22 protein-coding genes are annotated in these 22,122 nt (G+C 70.9%); 9 read left to right on the top strand and 13 right to left on the bottom strand.

Annotation, left to right across the window (positions count from 1 at the left end):
- Nucleotides 1-141: 141 nt before the first annotated feature.
- On the bottom strand, nucleotides 142-396 hold the full coding sequence (locus B9S57_RS04875; protein ID WP_103514276.1) for a hypothetical protein: 255 nt from the start codon (nucleotides 394-396) through the stop codon (nucleotides 142-144).
- 335 nt (nucleotides 397-731) lie between these two features.
- On the opposite strand from B9S57_RS04875, the gene B9S57_RS04870 reads away from it, so the two are divergent.
- The 3 genes from B9S57_RS04870 to B9S57_RS04860 all read left to right on the top strand — a co-directional run bounded on the left by B9S57_RS04870 (nucleotide 732) and on the right by B9S57_RS04860 (nucleotide 3,485).
- Nucleotides 732-1,658, top strand: a complete 927-nt coding sequence (locus tag B9S57_RS04870) for an ABC transporter ATP-binding protein (RefSeq protein WP_103514275.1) — start codon at nucleotides 732-734, stop codon at nucleotides 1,656-1,658.
- Complete coding sequence (locus B9S57_RS04865) at nucleotides 1,655-2,422, top strand: ABC transporter permease (protein WP_103514274.1); 768 nt, start codon at nucleotides 1,655-1,657, stop codon at nucleotides 2,420-2,422. Before B9S57_RS04870 ends, B9S57_RS04865 begins: the two co-directional genes overlap by 4 nt.
- 85 nt (nucleotides 2,423-2,507) lie before the next feature.
- A complete protein-coding gene (locus B9S57_RS04860) occupies nucleotides 2,508-3,485 on the top strand; it encodes a heme A synthase (RefSeq protein ID WP_103514273.1) in 978 nt (325 codons plus the stop codon).
- 21 nt (nucleotides 3,486-3,506) lie between these two features.
- Here B9S57_RS04860 and B9S57_RS04855 read toward each other — a convergent pair whose 3' ends face one another.
- The 4 genes from B9S57_RS04855 to B9S57_RS04840 all read right to left on the bottom strand — a co-directional run bounded on the left by B9S57_RS04855 (nucleotide 3,507) and on the right by B9S57_RS04840 (nucleotide 6,832).
- Entirely contained in the window at nucleotides 3,507-4,487 is a 981-nt protein-coding gene (locus B9S57_RS04855; RefSeq protein WP_103514272.1) for a sugar kinase, read from the bottom strand.
- Nucleotides 4,484-5,125 carry a bifunctional 4-hydroxy-2-oxoglutarate aldolase/2-dehydro-3-deoxy-phosphogluconate aldolase gene (locus tag B9S57_RS04850; RefSeq protein WP_103514271.1) on the bottom strand — a complete coding sequence of 214 codons (642 nt, stop codon included), beginning with the start codon at nucleotides 5,123-5,125 and terminating at the stop codon, nucleotides 4,484-4,486. Before B9S57_RS04850 ends, B9S57_RS04855 begins: the two co-directional genes overlap by 4 nt.
- Before the next feature lie 293 nt (nucleotides 5,126-5,418).
- Complete coding sequence (locus tag B9S57_RS04845; protein ID WP_103514270.1) at nucleotides 5,419-5,778, bottom strand: hypothetical protein; 360 nt, start codon at nucleotides 5,776-5,778, stop codon at nucleotides 5,419-5,421.
- Between the two features lie 100 nt (nucleotides 5,779-5,878).
- The gene (locus B9S57_RS04840) at nucleotides 5,879-6,832 is read right to left on the bottom strand and encodes a heme o synthase (RefSeq protein ID WP_181011233.1); all 954 of its coding nucleotides are present in this window, start codon (nucleotides 6,830-6,832) and stop codon (nucleotides 5,879-5,881) included.
- A 285-nt stretch (nucleotides 6,833-7,117) separates the two neighbouring features.
- Between B9S57_RS04840 and tkt the strand changes: the two genes are divergently transcribed.
- From tkt to B9S57_RS04810, 6 genes are all read left to right on the top strand, one after another.
- Nucleotides 7,118-9,205, top strand: a complete 2,088-nt coding sequence (gene tkt, locus B9S57_RS04835; RefSeq protein WP_103514269.1) for a transketolase — start codon at nucleotides 7,118-7,120, stop codon at nucleotides 9,203-9,205.
- A 34-nt stretch (nucleotides 9,206-9,239) separates the two neighbouring features.
- The gene (gene tal, locus B9S57_RS04830; protein WP_103514268.1) at nucleotides 9,240-10,358 is read left to right on the top strand and encodes a transaldolase; all 1,119 of its coding nucleotides are present in this window, start codon (nucleotides 9,240-9,242) and stop codon (nucleotides 10,356-10,358) included.
- A gap of 5 nt (nucleotides 10,359-10,363) precedes the next feature.
- Nucleotides 10,364-11,896, top strand: coding sequence for a glucose-6-phosphate dehydrogenase (gene zwf, locus B9S57_RS04825; RefSeq protein ID WP_103514267.1), 1,533 nt, complete (start codon nucleotides 10,364-10,366; stop codon nucleotides 11,894-11,896).
- Nucleotides 11,893-12,924, top strand: a complete 1,032-nt coding sequence (opcA, locus tag B9S57_RS04820; RefSeq protein WP_103514266.1) for a glucose-6-phosphate dehydrogenase assembly protein OpcA — start codon at nucleotides 11,893-11,895, stop codon at nucleotides 12,922-12,924. Before zwf ends, opcA begins: the two co-directional genes overlap by 4 nt.
- Complete coding sequence (pgl, locus tag B9S57_RS04815; protein ID WP_103514265.1) at nucleotides 12,921-13,703, top strand: 6-phosphogluconolactonase; 783 nt, start codon at nucleotides 12,921-12,923, stop codon at nucleotides 13,701-13,703. The genes opcA and pgl overlap by 4 nt, the downstream gene beginning before the upstream one ends.
- A 71-nt stretch (nucleotides 13,704-13,774) precedes the next feature.
- A complete protein-coding gene (locus B9S57_RS04810) occupies nucleotides 13,775-14,134 on the top strand; it encodes a VOC family protein (RefSeq protein ID WP_103514264.1) in 360 nt (119 codons plus the stop codon).
- 10 nt (nucleotides 14,135-14,144) lie between these two features.
- On the opposite strand, the gene B9S57_RS04805 is transcribed toward B9S57_RS04810, so the two are convergent.
- The 8 genes from B9S57_RS04805 to gap all read right to left on the bottom strand — a co-directional run bounded on the left by B9S57_RS04805 (nucleotide 14,145) and on the right by gap (nucleotide 21,985).
- The gene (locus B9S57_RS04805; RefSeq protein WP_103514263.1) at nucleotides 14,145-15,653 is read right to left on the bottom strand and encodes a PH domain-containing protein; all 1,509 of its coding nucleotides are present in this window, start codon (nucleotides 15,651-15,653) and stop codon (nucleotides 14,145-14,147) included.
- Nucleotides 15,650-16,153 (bottom strand): PH domain-containing protein, encoded by a 504-nt coding sequence (locus B9S57_RS04800; protein ID WP_103514262.1) that lies wholly within the window; start codon nucleotides 16,151-16,153, stop codon nucleotides 15,650-15,652. The genes B9S57_RS04805 and B9S57_RS04800 overlap by 4 nt, the downstream gene beginning before the upstream one ends.
- A 3-nt stretch (nucleotides 16,154-16,156) precedes the next feature.
- Nucleotides 16,157-17,809 carry a glucose-6-phosphate isomerase gene (pgi, locus tag B9S57_RS04795; RefSeq protein WP_103514261.1) on the bottom strand — a complete coding sequence of 551 codons (1,653 nt, stop codon included), beginning with the start codon at nucleotides 17,807-17,809 and terminating at the stop codon, nucleotides 16,157-16,159.
- Nucleotides 17,810-18,010: 201 nt separating this feature from the next.
- Nucleotides 18,011-18,346, bottom strand: coding sequence for an RNA polymerase-binding protein RbpA (locus tag B9S57_RS04790; RefSeq protein ID WP_078598194.1), 336 nt, complete (start codon nucleotides 18,344-18,346; stop codon nucleotides 18,011-18,013).
- A gap of 109 nt (nucleotides 18,347-18,455) precedes the next feature.
- Nucleotides 18,456-18,692: a preprotein translocase subunit SecG gene (secG, locus tag B9S57_RS04785; protein WP_031094498.1), complete on the bottom strand. Its 237-nt coding sequence runs from the start codon at nucleotides 18,690-18,692 to the stop codon at nucleotides 18,456-18,458.
- Between the two features lie 163 nt (nucleotides 18,693-18,855).
- The gene (gene tpiA / locus B9S57_RS04780) at nucleotides 18,856-19,644 is read right to left on the bottom strand and encodes a triose-phosphate isomerase (protein WP_103514260.1); all 789 of its coding nucleotides are present in this window, start codon (nucleotides 19,642-19,644) and stop codon (nucleotides 18,856-18,858) included.
- 6 nt (nucleotides 19,645-19,650) lie between these two features.
- Nucleotides 19,651-20,862 (bottom strand): phosphoglycerate kinase, encoded by a 1,212-nt coding sequence (locus B9S57_RS04775; protein WP_103514259.1) that lies wholly within the window; start codon nucleotides 20,860-20,862, stop codon nucleotides 19,651-19,653.
- A gap of 112 nt (nucleotides 20,863-20,974) precedes the next feature.
- A complete protein-coding gene (gene gap, locus B9S57_RS04770; RefSeq protein ID WP_103514258.1) occupies nucleotides 20,975-21,985 on the bottom strand; it encodes a type I glyceraldehyde-3-phosphate dehydrogenase in 1,011 nt (336 codons plus the stop codon).
- Between the last annotated feature and the right edge of the window lie 137 nt (nucleotides 21,986-22,122).

Below are 22,122 nucleotides of genomic sequence, written 5' to 3'. Positions count from 1 at the left end.
AGCTGGCCTGCGGAAACGATCATTTCGGCTCAGCGGATCGGCCCGCCCGGCGGATGCCGGGCGGGCCGATCCGTCCGGTGCGTCGAGCCCCCGGGGTGGGTCAGGCGGTCAGGTCCGGCCGCTGGGAGACCCTGATCGAGTTCACCAGCGACGCGCCGTGGATCGCCGGCAGCCGGTACGAACCGGCCGCGTACGCCCGGTCGGGGCCCGGGCATCGCCGAGCAGGTCCTTCACCGAACCGGTGGCGCCGGTGTCGAGCGGCGCCTGGTAGGCCGGGACGACGATCTTCACCGGAATCTCGACGACGGGCGCCCGGCCGCTGTCCGACGCGACGAGGAGGGTCGCGGTGAGCACGGTGCCCGGAGTGGCGCCCGAGGTGTCGAACGTCAGTTTCATCTCCTGCTCGGCGCCCTTGGCCAGTTCGCCGGAGGCGTGCGTGAGGGGTAGGAGACGGTGCCGTCCTCACCGATGACCGCGGAGAAGTGGGGGGCGCAGCAGCCGCTCGAGCTCGGGGATGATCATGGAGCGCACCGGGGCCGACGGGGTAGGGCCGCCCACGGGCGCCAGGACGGCAGGTCGCCGGAATCCGACGGTGTGCCGTGCCCCGAAACGGGGAAGCGCCGACGGACTTCACAGCGGTTCGGTCACGCCGCCGTGATGACATCGGCGAGAGCTCGCCGCCGCCGGACCCGCGCCACCGGGCCGCTCGGCGGCTGCCTAGACTCTCCGGCATGAAGAGCGAGCTGGTCGTCGAGGTCCGCGGCCTGGTGAAGCGGTACGGGGCGAAGACCGCGGTGGACGGCCTCGGCCTCGACGTCCGGGCGGGCACGGTGACCGCGGTCCTCGGCCCCAACGGCGCCGGCAAGACCACCACGATCGAGACCTGTGAGGGCTACCGCCGGCCGGACGGGGGGACCGTACGCGTCCTGGGCCTGGACCCGGTCGCGGACTCCGTGGCGCTGCGCCCCCGCGTCGGCGTGATGCTGCAGTCCGGGGGCGTCTACCCGGGTGCCCGCGCCGACGAGATGCTGCGCCACACGGCGAAGCTCCACGCCCACCCGCTGGACGTCGACGCCCTCGTCGAGCGCCTCGGCCTCGGCAGCTGCGGCCGCACCGCCTACCGCCGGCTCTCCGGCGGCCAGCAGCAGCGCCTCGCGCTGGCGATGGCCGTCGTCGGCCGCCCCGAGCTGGTCTTCCTGGACGAGCCGACGGCGGGCCTCGACCCGCAGGCGCGCCGCTCGACCTGGGACCTGGTCAGGGAGCTGCGCGGCGACGGGGTGTCGGTCGTCCTCACCACCCACTTCATGGACGAGGCCGAGGAGCTCGCCGACGACGTCGCCGTCATCGACGCGGGCCGGGTCATCGCCCAGGGCAGCCCCGAGCAGCTGTGCCGCGGCGGCGCCGAGAACACCCTGCGCTTCACCGGCCGCCCCGGCCTGGACCTCGGCTCGCTGCTGAAGGCCCTGCCCGACGGAAGCGAGGCGGCGGAGCTCACCACCGGTGCGTACCGCATCACCGGGCAGATCGACCCGGAGCTGCTGGCGACCGTCACCTCCTGGTGCGCCCAGCACGGCGTGATGCCGGACGGCATCGCGGTGGAGCGGCACACCCTCGAGGACGTCTTCCTGGAACTGACCGGCAAGGAGCTGCGCGCATGAGCGCCGGTACGTACACCCCCCGCCCCGGCGCCGCCCCGCTGCCGCGCATGATCGCCGCGCAGGCCGCGCTGGAGACGCGGATGCTCCTGCGCAACGGTGAGCAGTTGCTGCTGACGGTGGTCATCCCGACGCTGCTGCTCGTGCTGTTCGGCGCGGTCGACATCGTCGACACGGGCGCGGGTGAGCCGGTCGACTTCCTGGCGCCCGGCGTCCTGGCGCTCGCGGTGATGTCCACGGCGTTCACGGGGCAGGCCATCGCGACCGGTTTCGAGCGGCGCTACGGGGTGCTGAAGCGGCTGGGCGCCTCGCCCCTGCCACGCTGGGGCCTGATGACGGCGAAGACGCTCTCGGTGCTGGTCACGGAGGTGCTGCAGGTCGTCCTGCTCACCGTGATCGCCTTCGCCCTGGGCTGGTCGCCCCTCGGCAACCCCCTCTCCGTGCTGCTGCTCCTGCTGCTGGGCACCGTGGCCTTCTCCGGGCTCGGGCTGCTGATGGCGGGGACGCTCAAGGCCGAGGCGACGCTGGCGGCGGCCAATCTGGTCTTCCTGCTGCTGCTGGTCGGCGGCGGGGTCATCGTGCCGCTCGACAGGTTCCCGGACGCCGCGCAGTCGGTCCTGGGCCTGCTCCCGATCTCGGCGCTCTCGGACGGCCTGAGGGACGTCCTGCAGCACGGCGCCGCGATGCCCTGGGGCGACGCGGCCGTCCTCGCCGTCTGGGCGGTCCTGGGGCTGGGTGCGGCGGCGCGCTTCTTCCGCTGGGAGTGAGCGCCCGGTGGCACACAGCTGATGTCCCGGCTCATCCGGGAATGACCCACCCCCTCGTGAAAACATGCACAAGCCGTTGCCTACGATGGTTCGCGTGGAAACCCCCCTCTCCTACATCGCCAGGCGCTGGACCCCGTCGGTGAAGACGGCCAGGCGTGCCGCGCTCGCCGCGGTCGTGATGAGCGTCTTCATCATCATCACCGGCGGCGCGGTCCGGCTGACCGGTTCGGGCCTGGGCTGCGACACCTGGCCCAAGTGCACCGACGACAGCCTCTTCGCCACGCCGGAGCAGGGCCTGCACGGCGCCATCGAGTTCGGCAACCGGATGCTCACGTACGTCCTGTGCGCGGCGGTCGGCTGGGCGATCATCGCGGCGCGTTCCCTGAAGCCCCGGCGGCGCGGCCTCACCCGCCTGGCCTGGTCGCAGTTCTGGCTCGTGATGGGGAACGCCGTCATCGGCGGGATCACGGTCTGGGCGGGCCTCAACCCGTGGTCGGTGGCCGGGCACTTCCTGCTGGCCAACTGCCTGCTCACGGTGACCGTCGTCACCTGGGTACGGATCGGCGAGGGTGACGGCGCCCGGCGCCCGCGCGCCCCGAAGCCGGTACGGCAGCTCTCCTGGGCGATCGTCGCCACCACGGTCGCCCTGATCGCGCTCGGCACCACGGTGACCGGCTCGGGCAAGCACGCCGGGGACAGCAGCGACGTACCGCGGATGCCCTGGGACTGGAGCGCGGCCGCCCACGTCCACGCGATCGCCGCCTGGGTCGTCTGCGCCCTGGCCGTCGCGATGTGGTTCGCCCTGCGCGTCGTCGACGCACCCGCCGACACCCGGGCACGCTCTCGTGACCTGCTGGTGGTGCTGCTGGCGCAGGGCTTCGTCGGCTACGTGCAGTACTTCAACGACGTGCCCGAGATCCTGGTCGGACTCCACATGCTCGGCTCGTCCCTGATGTGGATCGCCGTGCTGCGCCTGCTGCTGTCGATGCGCGAGCGCCCGGCCGCCGTGGCCCCGGTGCCCGGTCCCGCGGCCGCCGTGGCTGAGCCCGCGACCGCTTCCTGAACGCGGGCGCCGGGGCCCTGGTCAGCCGTCCTGCGACCAGACCTCCGGCGCCGCGTCCAACAGCTCGGCGATCCGTCCGGGCGACGGCAGCGGGCCGTGGTCCCCGGTGACCCGGAGCGCGGCCCCCGCGGTGAGGTGTCCCAGCCGCAGCGCGCGTACGGAGTCCTCGCCGCGCAGCAGCCCGGCGAGGAACCCCGCGGCGAAGGCGTCGCCCGCGCCCACCGGCTCGACCACGTCGACCCTGCGCGCGGCCACCCTGTGCACCCCGGTCGGGTCGAAGGCGGTGGCATCCGTTCCGCCGTCCTTGACGACCAGGACACGGGGCCCGGGCAGCAGTTCCCGTACGTCCGCGGCGTCCTTCAGCTCCTCGCCCCACAGGTCCTGTGCCTCGTCCAGGCCGACGAAGACGATGTCCGCCCGGCCGGCGAGAGCGAGCAGGACGCGCGGCGCCGTCCCGGCCGACCAGAGCGCGGCACGGTGGTTGACGTCGAAACTGACCGGCCGGGGCCGTTCGACCGGCGGCGGCTCCATCAGGGTGCCGAGGAGGTCGCGGCAGCTCGCTGAGAGCGCCGGGGTGACGCCGGTGAGGTGGACGAGCCCGGCGGTGCGCACCGCCTCCTGCTCCAGCACGTCCGCGGCCAGGGCCGAGGCGGCGGAGCCGCGACGGTAGTAGTGGACCCGGGTCCCCTGGGGCCCGGGGTCCTTGACGAGGAGTCCGGTGGGGCGGTGCGGGTCGGTGAGCACCCCGCTGACGTCGACACCGGCCGCGGCGACCTCGCCGCGGATCCTGCGTCCGAACGGGTCGTCGCCGAGGGCCGAGACCCAGCGGGCGGACACCCCGTGGTCGGCGAGGTACACCGCCACGTTGGACTCGGCGCCGGCGATGCGCACGCCGAGCTGTCCGGCGCCCTCCAGGGGAGCCGCCGGATCCGGGACGAGCGCGGCCATGGTCTCGCCGATGCAGGCGACCGGGGCCCGCACGAGCGGTGCGGCAGCGCTCATCGCCCGGCGTCCGGGGACGTGCGTACGGCGTCGAGGAACGCCCGGGCGCGCCGACGCAGGGCGTCGAGGTCTCCGCCGTCGGTGGCGTCGCCGGTCAGCGGAGAGCCCACGCCGACCGCGGTGGCGCCCTGGGCGAGATACTCACGGGCGAGCCCGGCGTCCACTCCCCCCACCGGCACGAACGGTGCGTCGGGGAAGGGACCGCGCAGGGCCTTGAGGTAGCCGGGTCCACCGGCCTGCGCCGCGGGGAAGATCTTGCAGCCGTCCGCGCCGAGCCGCTGGGCGGCGACGATGTCGGTCGGGGTCATGACTCCGGCCAGCACGGGCAGCCCCAGGCGCACGGATTCGGTGACGCCCTCGCAGACGGCCGGGGTGACGACGAAGTCCGCCCCCGCGTCGCGCACGGCCCTCGCGTCCTCGGCCGTCAGCACGGTACCGGCGCCGAGCACCGCGGCGGGGCCCAGGGCGGCACGGGCCCGGCGGATGACGCCGAGCGCGTCCTTTCCGCTGAGGGAGACCTCGATGAGCGCGATGCCCTCCTCGGCCAGGGTGACGACGGTCCTGAGCGTGGCGTCCGCGTCGTCGCCGCGCACGATGGCGACGATCCGGTGGGCGCGCAGCCCGGTCAGCAACTCCACGTGGGTCTCCCTTCTCCTGCTTTCCGTACGGCGGTCAGCGCCGTACCCTCCGGGACGGCGGTGAGGCGCGGTCGGCTGACCTGGCCGCCGTCCGGGACGCGCGTGGCGTCCGGTCCCCCGGCGGCCACGCCGCGGAGCCACGGCCGGCCCGCCCTCGGCAGCGTGGCATGCCCGCCGTGGACGAGGACCCGCGGGGTGGGCGACGCCCGTGCGTCCCCGGTGCGCACGGCCCCGGGGCACGCCGAAGAGGCGCCCCGGGCCACGGGGCGCCTCGTCCGCCGGTACGGGAGGGCTCAGCCCTTGCCGTTGGACGGGCCGCCCAGCTGGATGCCCGCCATCCGGGACCACTCGTAGGGGCCGGTGCGGACCTTCGCGGCGAACTCGCCGTCGAAGTCCTCGTGCATCGTGATCCCGGACTTCGCCGCTGCGCTCTCGGCGATCGCGTACGACGGGGCCACCAGGTCGCCCCAGCCTCCGTCCTCGCCGACGAGGACGATGCGGGTGCCGGCCTGGCCGATGTGGGCGAGCTGCCCCTCGGCACCGCCGTGCGCCTTGGAGAAGGCACCGATCTGCTTGGCGAGCCGGGCCGCCCTGCGCTCCGCGCGCGCCGCCTGCTTGCCGTCCACCTGCTGGGTCTCTGCCGTCTCTGCCATGGACAGGATGCTACCGACGGGTAGATCGACTGGCGACGGGCGGGGGGCGTGGCATCGGCCACGTCCCCCGCCCGTCGGCGGAGCATCGGTGCGTGCGGGACTACCTCAGGAAGGGGTCCACCGCGACGGCGACGAAGAGGAGGGAGACATAGGTGATGGACCAGTGGAACAGCCGCATCTCCTTGAGCTTGGCGCCCGTCACGCCCGACTTCGCCCTGTTCTGCAGGCCGTGGGCCTCCCAGAGCCAGAAGCCTCCGGTCAGCAGGGCCACGGCCGTGTAGAACCAGCCGGTGTAGCCCAGCGGGGTCAGCAGCAGCGAGACACCGACCATCACCCAGCTGTAGACGACGATCTGGCGGGCCACCACCCGGTTGGAGGCGACCACCGGGAGCATCGGGACACCGACCCGGGCGTAGTCCTCCTTGACCTTCATCGACAGCGGCCAGTAGTGCGGCGGCGTCCAGAAGAAGATCACGGCGAAAAGAATGACCGCGGCCCAGCTCATCGAATTGGTCACTGCGGACCAGCCGATGAGTACGGGCATGCACCCGGCGATTCCGCCCCAGACGATGTTCTGCGAGGTACGGCGCTTGAGCAGCATCGTGTAGACGACGACATAGAACAGGAGTGCGCCCAGCGCGAGGGCCGCGGAGAGCCAGTTGACGAGCAGTCCGAACCAGACCGTGGAAATCACCCCGAGGGCGATTCCGAAGGCCAGGCACTCACGGGGGCTCACCATGCCCGTGACCAGCGGACGCTGGGACGTACGGTCCATCAGCGCGTCGATGTCGCGGTCGATATACATGTTGAGCGCATTGGCACCGCCCGCGGAGAGATATCCGCCGATGGTGGTGGTCACTACGAGCCAAAGATCGGGCACGCCCTGAGCGGCGAGGAACATCACCGGAACGGTGGTGATCAGCAGCAGCTCGATGATGCGCGGCTTGGTAAGAGCCACGAATGCCTTGATGCGGGCCCCGAACGGGCGATGGCCCACTGGGCTCGGAGTCAAGGCGACCCCTGCGGGTCGGGACTCGACGGCCGTCACGCACACCCCTGACAGAGAAATCCCAGCAAGCTCCGGGCATGAAGGCCCGGTAAAGACTTGCGCGAACCAGACCACTGTAGACGTTGGGCATACGCCGCTCTTCGCGGGGGTGGGGTCGTGTTGGGGTGGCGCAGAAGTGAACGGGAGCGCTCATACGGGAGGCGAACTCCGCAGGTCGCCCGCACTGTGGAAAGGGCAGAAGTACGGCCTTGTGACGGGGGTAGGCTCGACAATGCCCGGTGCGGTAACAGCCACCGGTTTACGAACAGTGGAGAGGAGCCCTGACTCAGGGTGAGCACCAAGCCGACCACCACAGACTTCCAGTGGACCGAATTGGACCAGCGGGCCGTGGACACCGTCCGCGTCCTCGCTGCGGATGCCGTACAGAAAGTCGGAAACGGCCACCCGGGCACGGCGATGAGCCTCGCTCCTGCCGCGTACACCCTCTTCCAGAAGGTGATGCGTCACGACCCGGCGGACGCGGAGTGGACCGGACGCGACCGGTTCGTACTGTCCGCGGGCCACTCCAGCCTGACGCTGTACATCCAGCTCTACCTCGCCGGATACGGCCTGGAGCTGGACGACCTCAAGGCATTCCGCACCTGGGGCTCCAAGACGCCGGGCCACCCGGAGTACGGCCACACCACGGGTGTCGAGACGACGACCGGCCCGCTGGGCCAGGGCGTCGCCAACGCCGTGGGCATGGCGATGGCCGCCCGCTACGAGCGCGGTCTCTTCGACCCGCAGGCGGCCCCCGGCACCTCCCCGTTCGACCACATGGTCTGGGTCGTCGCCGGTGACGGCTGCCTCCAGGAGGGCATCTCGGCCGAGGCGTCCTCGCTGGCCGGCCACCAGAAGCTCGGCAACCTGGTGCTGCTGTGGGACGACAACCACATCTCGATCGAGGGCGACACGGAGACCGCGGTCTCCGAGGACACCCTGAAGCGCTACGAGTCCTACGGATGGCACGTCCAGCGCGTGGACCAGCTGCCCAGCGGCGACCTGGACCCCGAGGGCCTGCACCTCGCGCTCCTGGCCGCCAAGGCCGAGACGGAGCGTCCGTCCTTCATCGCGGCCCGCTCGATCATCGCCTGGCCCGCCCCGAACGCCCAGAACACCGAGGCCGCGCACGGCTCGGCGCTCGGCGACGACGAGATCGCGGCCACCAAGCGCGTGCTCGGCTTCGACCCGGAGAAGACCTTCGAGGTCTCCGACGAGGTCATCGGGCACACCCGTGAGGCGCTGGACCGGGGCCGTGAGGCCAAGGCCGAGTGGGAGAAGACGTTCGCCGCCTGGCGCACCGCCAACCCGGAGCGCGCCGCGGAGTTCGACCGGATCGCCGCGGGTGAGCTGCCGGCCGGCTGGGAGGACGAACTCCCCGTCTTCGAGGCGGGCCACGGCGTCGCCACGCGTGCCGCCTCCGGCAAGGTCCTGCAGGCGCTCGGCGGTGTCATCCCCGAGCTGTGGGGCGGCTCCGCCGACCTCGCCGGCTCGAACAACACCACGATCGACAAGACGTCGTCGTTCCTCCCGGCGGGCAACCCGCTGCCCGAGGCCGACCCGTACGGCCGGACGATCCACTTCGGCATCCGCGAGCACTCCATGGCCGCGGCCATGAACGGCATCGCGCTCCACGGCAACACCCGCATCTACGGCGGCACCTTCCTGGTGTTCTCCGACTACATGCGCAACGCCGTGCGCCTCTCCGCGCTGATGCACCTCCCGGTCACCTACGTGTGGACGCACGACTCGATCGGTCTCGGCGAGGACGGCCCGACCCACCAGCCGGTCGAGCACATCGCCTCGCTGCGCGCCATCCCGGGCCTGAACGTCGTGCGCCCGGCCGACGCCAACGAGACGGTCATCGCCTGGCGCGAGATCCTGCGCCGTTACACCAAGGTGTTCGGCAAGGGCGCCCCGCACGGTCTGGCGCTGACCCGCCAGGGCGTACCCACCTACCCGGCGAACGAGAGCGCGGCCAAGGGCGGTTACGTCCTCTTCGACGCCGAGGGCGGCGAGGCGCAGGCCGTTCTGATCGCCACGGGCTCCGAGGTCCAGCTGGCCGTCGAGGCCCGCGACGAGCTCCAGGCGGCCGGTGTGCCGACCCGGGTGGTCTCGATGCCGTGTGTCGAGTGGTTCGAGGAGCAGGACCAGGCGTACAAGGACAGCGTGCTGCCGCCGTCCGTGAAGGCCCGGGTCGCCGTCGAGGCGGGCATCGGACTCACGTGGCACCGGTACGTGGGCGACGCCGGCCGGATCGTCTCGCTGGAGCACTTCGGTGCGTCGGCCGACGCCAAGGTCCTCTTCCGCGAGTTCGGCTTCACCGCCGCGCACGTGGCGGAAGCCGCCCGGGAATCTCTCGCCTCCGCTGCGCGCTGACGCGGTTACACGACTAGTAGGAGATGCAATTCTCATGACAGACGCACTCAAGCGCCTCTCCGACGAGGGCGTGGCGATCTGGCTCGACGATCTGTCCCGCACGCGGATCACCTCCGGCAACCTCGCCGAGCTGATCGACCAGAGCCACGTCGTGGGTGTCACGACCAACCCGTCGATCTTCCAGAAGGCGATCTCCCAGGGCCACGGTTACGACCAGCAGCTCACGGACCTCGCCACCCGCAAGGTCACGGTCGAAGAGGCCCTCCGCATGATCACGACGGCCGACGTCCGCGACGCCGCCGACATCCTGCGTCCGGTCTTCGACGCCACGGGCGGCCAGGACGGCCGGGTCTCCATCGAGGTCGACCCGCGCCTGGCCCACAGGACCGACGCCACCGTCGCCGAGGCCAAGCAGCTGGCCTGGCTGGTGGACCGGCCGAACACGCTCATCAAGATCCCGGCGACCAAGGCCGGTCTGCCGGCGATCACCGAGGTCATCGGCAAGGGCATCAGCGTCAACGTCACGCTGATCTTCTCGCTGGAGCGCTACCGCGAGGTCATGGACGCCTACCTGGCAGGCCTGGAGAAGGCGAAGGCCGCGGGCCTGGACCTCTCCAAGATCCACTCCGTGGCGTCCTTCTTCGTGTCCCGTGTGGACACCGAGATCGACAAGCGCCTGGACGCGGTCGGCAGCGACGAGGCGAAGGCCGCGAAGGGCAAGTCCGCCCTCGCCAACGCCCGTCTGGCCTACGAGGCCTACGAGGAGGTGTTCGGCGGCGACCGCTGGGCCGCCCTGGACAAGGCGCAGGCCAACAAGCAGCGCCCGCTGTGGGCCTCGACCGGCGTGAAGGACCCGTCCCTCAAGGACACCCTGTACGTCGACGACCTCGTCGCCCCCAACACGGTCAACACCATGCCGGAGGCGACGCTGGACGCCGTGGCCGATCATGGTGAGATCACCGGCAACACCGTCGCCGGACGTTACGACCAGGCTCGTGCCGACCTCGAAGCGATCAAGAACCTCGGGGTCAGCTACGACGACGTCGTCCAGCTCCTGGAGGACGAGGGCGTCGAGAAGTTCGAAGCCGCCTGGATCGACCTGCTCAACTCCACCGAGGCGGAGCTCAAGCGCCTCGCTCCTTCGGAGGGCTGACCACCTTGTCTGGTGTTCCCGGAGCCAACCCGCTCCGTGACGCACAGGACCGACGGCTCCCGCGCATCGCGGGGCCGTCGGGCCTGGTGATCTTTGGCGTCACGGGCGATTTGTCCCGTAAAAAGCTGATGCCCGCCGTCTACGACCTGGCCAATCGCGGCCTGCTGCCGCCGGGCTTCTCGCTCATCGGCTTCGCGCGCCGCGACTGGGAGGACGAGGACTTCGCCCAGGTCGTCCACGACGCCGTCAAAGAGCACTCCCGCACCCCGTTCCGCGAAGAGGTCTGGCAGCAGCTCAGCCAGGGCATGCGGTTCGTCCAGGGCACCTTCGACGACGACGCCGCGTTCGAGACCCTCAAGGGCACGATCGAGGAGCTCGACAAGGCGCAGGGGACGGGCGGCAACTTCGCCTTCTACCTCTCCGTGCCGCCGAAGTTCTTCCCCAAGGTCGTCGAGCAGCTCAAGAAGCACGGGCTGGCCGACCAGAAGGAAGGCAGCTGGCGACGCGCCGTCATCGAGAAGCCGTTCGGTCACGACCTGGAGAGCGCGCAGGCGCTGAACCAGCTCGTGCACGACGTCTTCCCGCCGAACGAGGTCTTCCGCATCGACCACTACCTCGGCAAGGAGACGGTCCAGAACATCCTGGCCCTCCGCTTCGCCAACACGATGTGGGAGCCGATCTGGAACAGGTCGTACGTCGACCACGTCCAGATCACGATGGCCGAGGACATCGGCATCGGCGGCCGTGCCGGCTACTACGACGGCATCGGTGCCGCCCGTGACGTCATCCAGAACCACCTGCTCCAGCTGCTGGCGCTGACGGCGATGGAGGAGCCCGGCTCCTTCCACCCCAAGGCCCTGGTCGCCGAGAAGCTGAAGGTGCTCACCGCGGTGGAGCTGCCCGAGGACCTGGGCAGGCACACCGTGCGCGGACAGTACGCGCACGCCTGGCAGGGCGGCGAGGAAGCGCTCGGCTATCTGGAGGAGGACGGTATCGACCCCAAGTCGAAGACCGACACCTTCGCCGCGATCAAGCTGACGATCAACAACCGCCGCTGGGCGGGCGTGCCGTTCTACCTCCGTACCGGCAAGCGTCTCGGCCGCCGGGTCACGGAGATCGCGGTGGTCTTCAAGCGCGCCCCCTACCTGCCCTTCGAGTCCGGTGCGACGGAGGAACTCGGCGGCAACGCCCTGGTCATCCGGGTGCAGCCGGACGAGGGGGTCACGGTCCGGTTCGGCTCCAAGGTGCCCGGCACCTCCATGGAGGTACGGGACGTCACGATGGACTTCGCCTACGGCGAGTCCTTCACGGAGTCCAGCCCGGAGGCGTACGAGCGGCTCATCCTCGACGTCCTGCTCGGCGACGCCAACCTCTTCCCGCGCCACCAGGAGGTCGAGCTCTCCTGGAACATCCTCGACCCGATCGAGGAGTACTGGGACAAGCACGGCAAGCCCGCCCAGTACCAGGCCGGTACATGGGGCCCGGCCGAGGCCGACGAGATGCTCGCACGCGACGGACGGAGCTGGCGCCGGCCATGAAGATCGATCTCACGGAAACCACGTCCAGCAAGATCAACCAGGCTCTGGTCTCGGCGCGCCGTTCCATCGGCACGCCGGCCATCGGCATGGTGCTCACTCTCGTCATCGTCACCGACGAGGAGAACGCCTACGACGCGCTCCGGGCGGCGAGCGACTCGTCCCGCGAGCACCCGTCGCGGATCATCGCGGTGATCAAGCGGGTCAGCAAGTCGCCGCGCGCCCGGCGCGACGCACGGCTCGACGCGGAGATCCGGGTCGGTTCCGACGCGGGCTCCGGCGAGACCGTCGTGCTGCGCCTCCACGGTGAGCTGGCCAACCACGCCCAGTCGGTCGTCCTGCCGCTGCTGCTGCCGGACGCCCCGGTCGTCGTGTGGTGGCCCGAGGACGCTCCGGCGGACCCGGCCAGGGATCCTCTGGGCGCGCTCGCCCAGCGCCGCATCACCGACACCTACTCCGCCGAGCACCCGCTCGACGAGCTGTCGGTGCGCGCGGCGACGTACCGGCCCGGTGACACGGACCTGGCCTGGACGCGCATCACACCGTGGCGCTCGATGCTGGCGGCGGCGCTCGACCAGCAGCCCGCGCAGGTCGTCTCGGCGACGGTCGAGGGCGAGTCCGACAACCCGAGCTGCGAACTGCTGGCCATGTGGCTCGCGGGCCGGCTCGGGGTCCCCGTGGAGCGCACGCTGTCCGGTGGTCCCGGTCTGACGGCCGTACGGCTGGAGACCAAGAACGGCGTGATCGTCCTGGACCGCCCCGACGGCTCGCTGGCGACGCTCTCCATGGCCGGCCAGCCGGACCGCGCGGTCGCGCTGAAGCGGCGGGAGACCGCCGAGCTCCTCGCGGAGGAGCTGCGCCGTCTGGACCCGGACAACATCTACGAGGCCACGGTGAAGTTCGGCGTGGAACGCCTCGGCGGCCCCGCCGAGGCGTCGTCGGTCGGTACGGGGCAGAAGCGGCCGGGGCCCACGGGGTCCGCCGCCCCTGCCGCGAAGAAGGCGGCGGCCAAGAAGGCGGCGTCGAAGTGAGCGCACCTCAGCTCGTCGTGCACCGTGACAAGGAGCTGATGGCTCAGGCCGCGGCGGCCCGGCTGATCACGAAGATCGTGGACGCCCAGGCCGCGCGCGGTTCCGCCTCGGTGGTCCTCACCGGCGGGCGCAACGGCAACGGCCTGCTGGCCGCGCTCGCCGCCTCACCCGCACGCGACGCGATCGACTGGTCGCGGCTCGACCTGTGGTGGGGCGACGAGCGGTTCCTGCCCGAGGGCGACCCGGAACGCAATGTCACGCAGGCCCGCGAGGCCCTGCTGGACGCGGTGCGGCTGGACCCTTCCCGGGTCCACGCGATGCCCGCGTCGGACGGCCCGTACGGGGGCGACGCGGACTCCGCGGCCGCTGGGTACGCGGCGGAACTCGCCGCTGCCGCGGGCCCGGAGGACCACGGGTCCGTACCGACGTTCGACGTGCTGATGCTGGGTGTCGGTCCTGACACCCACGTCGCGTCGCTCTTCCCGGAGCTGGCCGCGGTGCGGGAGACCGAACGCACCGTCGTCGGTGTGCACGGTGCGCCCAAGCCGCCGCCCACCCGCGTCTCGCTCACACTGCCCGCCATCCGGGCGGCGCGTGAGGTGTGGCTGCTGGCCGCGGGCGAGGACAAGGCGGTAGCCGCGGAGATCGCGCTGTCCGGGGCCGGGGAGATCCAGGCCCCGGCGGCGGGGGCGTACGGCCGCAGCCGCACGCTCTGGCTCCTGGACGCCGCGGCGGCGTCGAAACTGCCGCGTGCACTGTATCCGCCGGCGTCGGCGTAGCCGGATCACCACGGAGACCCGGCCCGCCCTCCTTGGGCGTGGCCGGGTCTCCGCTGTGCCAGGGTGGTGCCATGGTGAGTATCGGAACCGTGGTGATGGGAGCGTCGGACGTCCGGCGCGCGGCCGCTTTCTGGAAGGCCGCGCTGCACTACGTCGAGCGCGAGTCGCTCAAGGAGGACTGGGTGGTCCTGGTTCCGGCCGACGGGCCCGGGGTCGGGCTGTCCTTGGGGCTGAGCGACACGCCCGTCCAAGAGGTGCCGCGGGTCCACCTGGACCTGTACTCCGGCGACCAGGAGGCCGAGGTGGAACGGCTGACCGCGCTCGGTGCGCGGCAGGTGGAGTGGCATCTTTATCCGCCGGATCCCGACTTCGTGGTGCTGGCGGACACCGAGGGCAACCGATTCTGCGTCATCGACACGACGCGCGGCTGACGCACCGGGCTCAGCCCCGCTCGAGAAAGGGCTCCAGCAGGCCCGGGACCGCCTCCGCGGCGAAGGCGAGCCCCTCGGAGGCGTCCGTGTCGTGCGCCGTGTACGCGCCTCCGCCGGCGGCCGTCGTGGCGGTGACGCTCAGCAGCCCGGCCCGCCGCTGGAAGAAGGACTGCCGCACCGTCCAGCCGATGACCCCCGCCCGCTGCAGGGCCGCCGTGGAGCGCCGGACGCTGCCGGAGCGGGTCACCAAGTAGCGGCCGCTGAGCGTGTGCCCCAGCGAGCGGTACGCGTCGAGTGCCAGCAGGACGGCGACGGGCACGGAGAGCGCCGCGCAGACCAGCGCCGTCCACAGCAGCACCGGTGTGAACAGGATTCCCAGGACGACCTGGACCAGGACGGGCGCCAGGGTCACGACGAGGGCGCGGCGCAGCCGCCGGCCCCGGGCGGCAGGAGGGTGAGCCGTCAGCGGCGCGCCGGTCGGGGTGACGGTCTCACGGAGCACCTCTGCGGCGATGCTGTCGGCCAGCGGCCGGGGAGCGACCGGCAGCAGCGTGTGGTGCTCGGCGCCCTGGGACTCCTCGTCCGTGGCGAGGCCCGTCGTGATCGCGTCCACCCGGGCGGCGCCCAGCAGCCGTACGCCCAGGGGCTCCACCAGGTCCACGCCGCGCAGCCGCCGTTCCTCGACGGAGAGGGAGCGCGAGGTCAGCAGTCCGCGCCTGACCCGCAGGGTGCCGCCCGGTTCGCGCTCCAGCCGGTAGTTCCACCACATCTCGATCCAGAGGCCGAGCGCTCCGACGACACCGGAGACCAGCGCGGCCAGGACCAGGGCGGCGATCGCCCACACCAGAGGCGTCTCCCGGAAGCGGTCGGCGACCCAGTCGATCACCTCTCCCTGCGCGCCCGCCCATTCGCTGATCTGCATCACACCGCCGGCCGCCGCCGCGCCCAGCGCGGGCGTGACGAAGGAGACCGGTGCGTAGCGGATCCAGCGGGGGTCGAGGGTGGCCAGTTCGCCCTCACGGTGCCTTCCGGGGGTCGCCGCGGCTCCGCGGTCGAGGAGCTCGCGGCGCAGCCGCTCCCCCTCCGCACGGGAGACGGGGTCGAGCTCCAGGGTGGAGTCCCCGCCCGTCTGCTCACCGGTGCCGATGCGGACGGTGACCAGGCCGAGGAGGCGCAGCAGGAGGTGCGCGGTGAGGTCGACGCTGCGGATCCTGTCGCGGGCAAGCGAGCGGCGCTTCACCAGGAGGAGCCCGGTGTGGAGATCGACGCGCTCCGCGCCGACGCGGTAGCGGGTGCGCCGCCACCGGACGTGGTCGCCGACCGCCGCGCAGCCGGTCAGCAGGACCGCTCCGGCCAGCACCCAGCCGATCGCCCTCGCGTATCCGAGGCGGCCGGACAGGCCCACCACGACCGGCACGGCGCCGCCCGCCGCGACTCCGGCCGTGACCAGCGCGGTGACCAGGACCGTGCGGGGGTGCAGCCGCCGCCAGCCGGGGGCGTCGCCGGCGGCGGTGCTCACGTCGCGTCCCCGGGGGTGTCCTGGGTGATGCGGGTCAGCCGCTCGGCGAGTTCGGCGGCCGTCCCGTGGGCCAGTCCCCCGATCCGCAGGGCCCCCTTGGCGGACGCCGTGGTGACGGTGACCGTGGCCAGCCCGAAGAGCTGCTCGAGGGGTCCGCGCACGGTGTCGACGGTCTGGATGCGGGACATCGGGGCGATCCGCCACTCCCGGAGGACGACCCCGGTGCTCACGTAGACCGCGTCCCCGGTGACCTCCCAGCGGTGGGTGCGGAACCACCAGAGGGGGAGGAGGACGCTGCAGAGCAGGCCGACGGCCCCGAGCGCGGCGGCCGCGGTCAGCAGCCAGAACCGCGCAGGAGCGATGAACGCTCCCAGCACGCCCAGGACGGCCACCGGTGCCGCTGTCAGCAGCAGGCACCGGGCCCGCCACCAGACGGCCGCCCTGCGGTCCGGCGCGTGGCGCGGCGGCCGCAGCCGTATCGTCCCCTCCCCCGCGGTCATCGCTCAGCGGCCCCGCAGGGACCGGTACGTCGAGACGAGAGCGGCGGTGGAGCTGTCCAGCTGGTCGCCCCCGGTGCCCTCGGTCAGGACCGGCTCGATCTTCTTGGCGAGGACCTTGCCCAGCTCGACGCCCCACTGGTCGAAGGAGTCGATGTTCCAGACTGCGCCTTGGACGAAGACCTTGTGCTCGTACAGCGCGACGAGCTGGCCGAGCACCGAGGGGGTGAGCCGCTCGGCGAGGACCGTGGTCGTCGGGTGGTTGCCGAGGAACGTCTTGTGCGGCACCAACTCCTCCGCGACGCCTTCCGCGCGGACCTCGTCGGGCGTCTTGCCGAAGGCGAGGGCCTGGGTCTGGGCGAAGAAGTTGGCCATCAGCAGATCGTGCTGGGCGATCAGACCGGGCAGCAGGTCCTGGACCGGCGTGGCGAAGCCGATGAAGTCGGCCGGGATGACCTTCGTGCCCTGGTGGATCAGCTGGTAGTACGCGTGCTGGCCGTTGGTGCCGGGGGTGCCCCAGACGACCGGTCCCGTCTCCCACTCGACCGGATTGCCGTCCCGGTCCACGGACTTGCCGTTGGACTCCATGTCCAGCTGCTGCAAGTACGCGGTGAACTTGGAGAGATAGTGGCTGTAGGGCAGCACAGCGTGGGACTGTGCGCCGAAGAACTGGCCGTACCAGACGCCCAGGAGGCCCAGGAGCAGCGGGGCGTTCTCCTCGGCGGGGGCGGTGCGGAAGTGCTCGTCGACGAGGTGGAAGCCGTCCAGCATCTCGCGGAAGCGCTCGGGGCCGATGGCGATCATCAGCGAGAGGCCGATGGCCGAGTCGTAGGAGTAGCGGCCGCCGACCCAGTCCCAGAACTCGAACATGTTGGCCGTGTCGATGCCGAAGTCCTCGACCTTCCCGGCGTTGGTCGAGAGCGCCACGAAGTGCTTGGCGACGGCCTCCTGACCGGCCCTCAGTCCGGTGAGGAGCCAGTCGCGGGCGGACGTGGCGTTGGTGATGGTCTCGATCGTGGTGAAGGTCTTGGACGCCACGATGAACAGCGTCTCGGCCGGGTCCAGGTCACGGACGGCCTCGTGGAGGTCGGCGCCGTCGACGTTGGACACGAAGCGGAGAGTGAGGGAGCGGTCCGTGAAGGAGCGCAGCACCTCGTAGGCCATGGCCGGTCCGAGATCGGAACCGCCGATGCCGATGTTCACGATGTTCTTGACCGGCTTGCCGGTGTGCCCGGTCCACTCTCCGGCCCTGACCCGGTCGGCGAAGGCCGCCATCCTGTCCAGGACGGCGTGCACGGCGGGGACCACGTTCTCGCCGTCGACCTCGACGACGGCGCCGCGCGGGGCCCGCAGCGCGGTGTGCAGGACGGCACGGTCCTCGGTGGTGTTGATCTTCTCGCCGCGGAACATCGCGTCCCGCAGGCCGGCGACCCCGGTGGCCTCGGCGAGGTCACGGAGCAGACGGAGCGTCTCGTCGGTGACCAGGTTCTTCGAGTAGTCGATGTGCAGGTCGCCGACCCGGAGGGTGTACGCGGTCCCGCGGTCCGGCGCGTCCGCGAACAGCCGGCGCAGTTGGGTGTCGCCGAACTCCTCACGGTGCTTGCCGAGAGCCGCCCACTCGGGCGTCTGGTTGAGCTTGGTTCGGCCTTGTGCGTTCATCCCGGAAATCGCCCACTTCTTCTCGTACTGCAACCTTCCCCGCTGCCCCTCCAACCTAATTGATCTGAAGGGTGCCCCGGGGCAACGGCGGGCTGCCTGGGGCAACAAGGCTTCCGGCCGGGCACCCAGGGGGTGACCGGCCGGTGAACAACTGGGTCAGGGGTCCTTCGTGTACGGACCGCGTGGTCCGGACGAGAGGCGTCAGATCTCGCCGCGGAGCTTCGCGAGGGCTTCGGCGAGGATCGCCTCGCCGTCCGCGTCGCTGCGCCGCTCACGTACGTACGCCAGGTGCGTCTTGTACGGCTCGGTGCGCGGCGGGGCCGGCGGGCTGTCCCGGTCCTGTCCGGCCGGGAAGCCGCAGCGCGGGCAGTCCCAGGTCTCCGGTACCTGCGCGTCATGGGCGAAGCTCGGCTGCGTCTCGTGCCCGTTCGAGCACCAGAAGGAGATGCGGAGGCGCGGCGCGGACTCGCCTCGCTCCGCCTCCCCCATCGGCCCCGCTCCGACCCGGCTTCCCCGGATCGCGTTGCCACTTGCCACGGTCGTAACTCCCTGCGTGATGGTGCTCGAAGATGCCCCAGTCTACGTAAGGCCCAACGCGCGTCCAGTGAAAGGAGTTACACCCTCACCGGGATTCACGGACGAAGGGTCAGCTGTCCAGCTTGATCAGCAGAGCAAGGACGACGATGCATGCGAACCAACCCAGACCGACCACGACGGTGATGCGGTCGAGGTTCCGCTCGGCGACCGACGAGCCACCCACGGAGGACTGCATCCCGCCACCGAACATGTCGGAGAGGCCGCCGCCCTTTCCCTTGTGCATCAGCACCAGCAGCATCAGCAGCAGGCTGAAGACGATCAGGGCGATCTCGAACGCCAAAACCACGGCTGGTCCCTACTTTCCGGAATTCCTAGGACTGCATGTACGAACAGCGGGGGCCCGGGGGATACACCCCCCTGGCCCCCGCAAGGGTACGACGGATCCGCTCCACCGCATACTCACCGGCCGCGGAAGCGGACGATCCTACTGGTCGCGGAAGCGGACGATCCTACTGGTCGCGGAAGCGGACGATCTTGACGAACTCGTCGGCGTCGAGCGCGGCACCGCCGATGAGGGCACCGTCCACGTCGGGCTGCGCCATGATGGCCGCGACGTTGCCGGACTTCACCGAGCCGCCGTACTGGATACGGACGGCGTCGGCCAACTCCTGCGAGTAGAGCTCGGCGAGCCGGCGGCGGATCGCACCGCAGACCTCCTGGGCGTCCTCGGGGGTCGCGACCTCACCGGTGCCGATGGCCCACACCGGCTCGTAGGCGATCACGATGGACTCGGCCTGCTCCGCCGGGATGTCCTTCAGCGCGCCGTCGAGCTGCGCCAGCGTGTAGGAGACCTGGTCACCGGCCTTGCGGATGTCCAGGCCCTCACCGACGCAGAGGATCGGGGTCAGACCGTGCTTGTACGCGGCCTTCACCTTGGCGTTGCAGATCTCGTCGTTCTCGCCGTGGTACTGGCGGCGCTCGCTGTGACCGACTGCGACGAAGGTGCACTTCAGCTTGGCGAGCATCGGGCCGGAGATCTCACCGGTGTACGCGCCGGAGTCGTGCGCCGAGATGTCCTGGGCCCCGTACTTGATCTTCAGCTTGTCGCCGTCGACCAGCGTCTGCACGGAACGCAGGTCCGTGAAGGGCGGCAGGACGGCGACCTCGACCGCGTCGTAGTCCTTGTCGGCCAGGGCGAAAGCGAGCTTCTGGACGTGCGCGATGGCCTCGAGGTGGTTGAGGTTCATCTTCCAGTTGCCCGCCATGAGCGGGGTACGGCCTTGTGCGGGAGCAGTCATTGAGGGTCAGTCCTCCAGTGCGGCGAGTCCGGGAAGCGTCTTGCCTTCGAGGTATTCGAGGCTGGCGCCGCCACCGGTCGAGATGTGGCCGAAAGCATTCTCGTCGAAGCCGAGGATGCGGACGGCGGCTGCGGAGTCCCCGCCGCCCACGACGCTGAAGGCCGACGAGTCGACGAGCGCCTGGGCGACCGCGCGGGTGCCGTCGGCGAAGTCGGGATGCTCGAAGACGCCCATCGGGCCGTTCCAGAAGACGGTGGCCGCGTCGGCGAGCTTCGATGCGTAGAGCTTGTTGGTCTCCGGTCCGTTGTCCAGCCCCATCTGGCCGGCCGGCATGGCGTCGGCGGCGACGGTGGTGGGGTGGGTCGGGGCCTTGGTCTTGAGGTCGGGGAAGGCGGGGGCCACCACGACGTCGACCGGCAGGACGAATTCGACGCCCTTCTCCTCGGCGCGCCGCAGGTACTCCTGCACGGCCGGGATCTGGTCCTCCTGGAGCAGCGAGCTGCCGACCTCGTGGCCCTGGGCCTTGAGGAAGGTGTACGCCATGCCGCCGCCGATGAGGATGCGGTCCGCGCGCTCCAGCAGGTGGTCGATCACTCCGAGCTTGTCGGAGACCTTGGCCCCGCCGAGGACGACCGCGTAGGGCCGCTTGACGTCGGTGGTGAGCTTCTTCAGGACGCCGACCTCGGTGGCGATGAGGTGGCCCGCGTAGTGCGGGAGCCGGGCGGGGAGGTCGAAGACCGAGGCGTGCCTGCGGTGGACGGCGCCGAAGCCGTCACCCACGTACACGTCGGCGAGCTCGGCGAGCCGGTCGGCGAAGGCTCCGCGCTCGGCGTCGTCCTTGGACGTCTCGCCCGCGTTGAAGCGGAGGTTCTCGATGACGGCCACCTGGCCGTCGGTGAGGGCGGCGACCGTGGCGCGGGCGGACTCGCCGACGGTGTCCGTCGCGAAGGCGGTCCCGGAGCCGAGCAGCTCACCCAGGCGGGCGGCGGCCGGTGCCAGCGAGAAGGCCGGGTCCGGGGCGCCCTTGGGGCGGCCGAGGTGCGAGGCGACGATGACCCGGGCGCCGGCGGCGGCGAGCTGGGAGACCGTCGGCAGGACGGCGCGGATGCGGCCGTCGTCGGTGATCGTGGTGCCGTCGAGCGGCACGTTGAGGTCGGCGCGGACGAATACCCGCTTCCCCGCGACCCCTTCGGCGAGAAGTTCGTCGATCGTCTTCATCTGTTCCTCTACTCCTTGGAAGGACTGATGAGCATGCGAGGGGGCTCGAACGGCGCCACATCGCGCCGTCCGAGCCCCTCACATCACACCTGGTTGCCTGCCGATCCTAGGATCAGAGCTGGTCGCCGACGAAGACGGTCAGGTCGACGAGGCGGTTGGAGTAGCCCCACTCGTTGTCGTACCAGCCGAGGATCTTCACCGAGTTGCCCTCCTGGACCATGGTCAGGGAGGAGTCGAAGGTGCAGGACGACGGGTCACCGACGATGTCCGAGGAGACGATCGGGTCCTCGGTGTAGGTCAGGAAGCCCTTGAGGTCGCCGTCGTCGGACGCCTTCTTGAACGCGGCGTTGACCTCGTCCTTGGTGACCTCGCGCTGCAGCGTCACGACGAGGTCGGTGGCGGAACCGGTCGGGACCGGGACGCGCATCGCGATGCCGTCGAGCTTGCCCTCGAGCTGCGGGAGGACCAGGGCGGTCGCCTTGGCGGCGCCCGTCGTGGTCGGGATGATGTTCTCGGCGGCGGCGCGGGCGCGGCGCAGGTCCGAGTGCGGGAAGTCCAGGATGCGCTGGTCGTTGGTGTACGCGTGGACCGTCGTCATCAGGCCCTTGACGATGCCGAAGTTCTCGTCGAGAACCTTGGCCATCGGCGCCACACAGTTGGTGGTGCAGGAGGCGTTGGAGATGACGTGGTGGTGGGCCGTGTCGTACTTGTCCTGGTTGACGCCCATCACGATGGTGATGTCCTCGTCCTTGGCCGGAGCCGAGATGAGGACCTTCTTGGCGCCACCGGCGATGTGCTTCTCGGCGTCGGCCTTCTTGGTGAAGATGCCGGTCGACTCGATGACGATGTCGACGCCCAGCTCACCCCAGGGGATGTCGGCCGGGTTGCGCTCGGAGAGCACCTTGATGGTGTGACCGTCGACGGTGATGGTGTCGGCGGTGTGGCTGACCTCTGCCTTGAGACGACCCAGAATGGTGTCGTACTTCAGCAGGTGAGCCGTGGTCGCAGTGTCACCCAGGTCGTTGACAGCCACGATCTCGATGTCCGCACCCTGCTCCAGCAGCGCGCGGAAGTAGTTACGACCGATGCGGCCAAAGCCGTTGATGCCTACGCGGATCGTCACGAACCGATCTCCTCGTTAGGAACGCCGGTTTCGATGCCGGCGAGTTTTATTAGGGATGTCCCCGACCGCCTACGACCCTACCTCTCCGAAGGCCCCGGAGTGACATCGAGAGGGGCGGCGCGAAGGGGGATCCCCTT

The organism is Streptomyces sp. SM10 (genome assembly GCF_002910915.1).
Taxonomy (GTDB): Bacteria; Actinomycetota; Actinomycetes; order Streptomycetales; family Streptomycetaceae; genus Streptomyces.
Note: the sequence above shows the minus strand (reverse complement) of the source record. Positions and strands in the feature narration are given on the sequence as shown.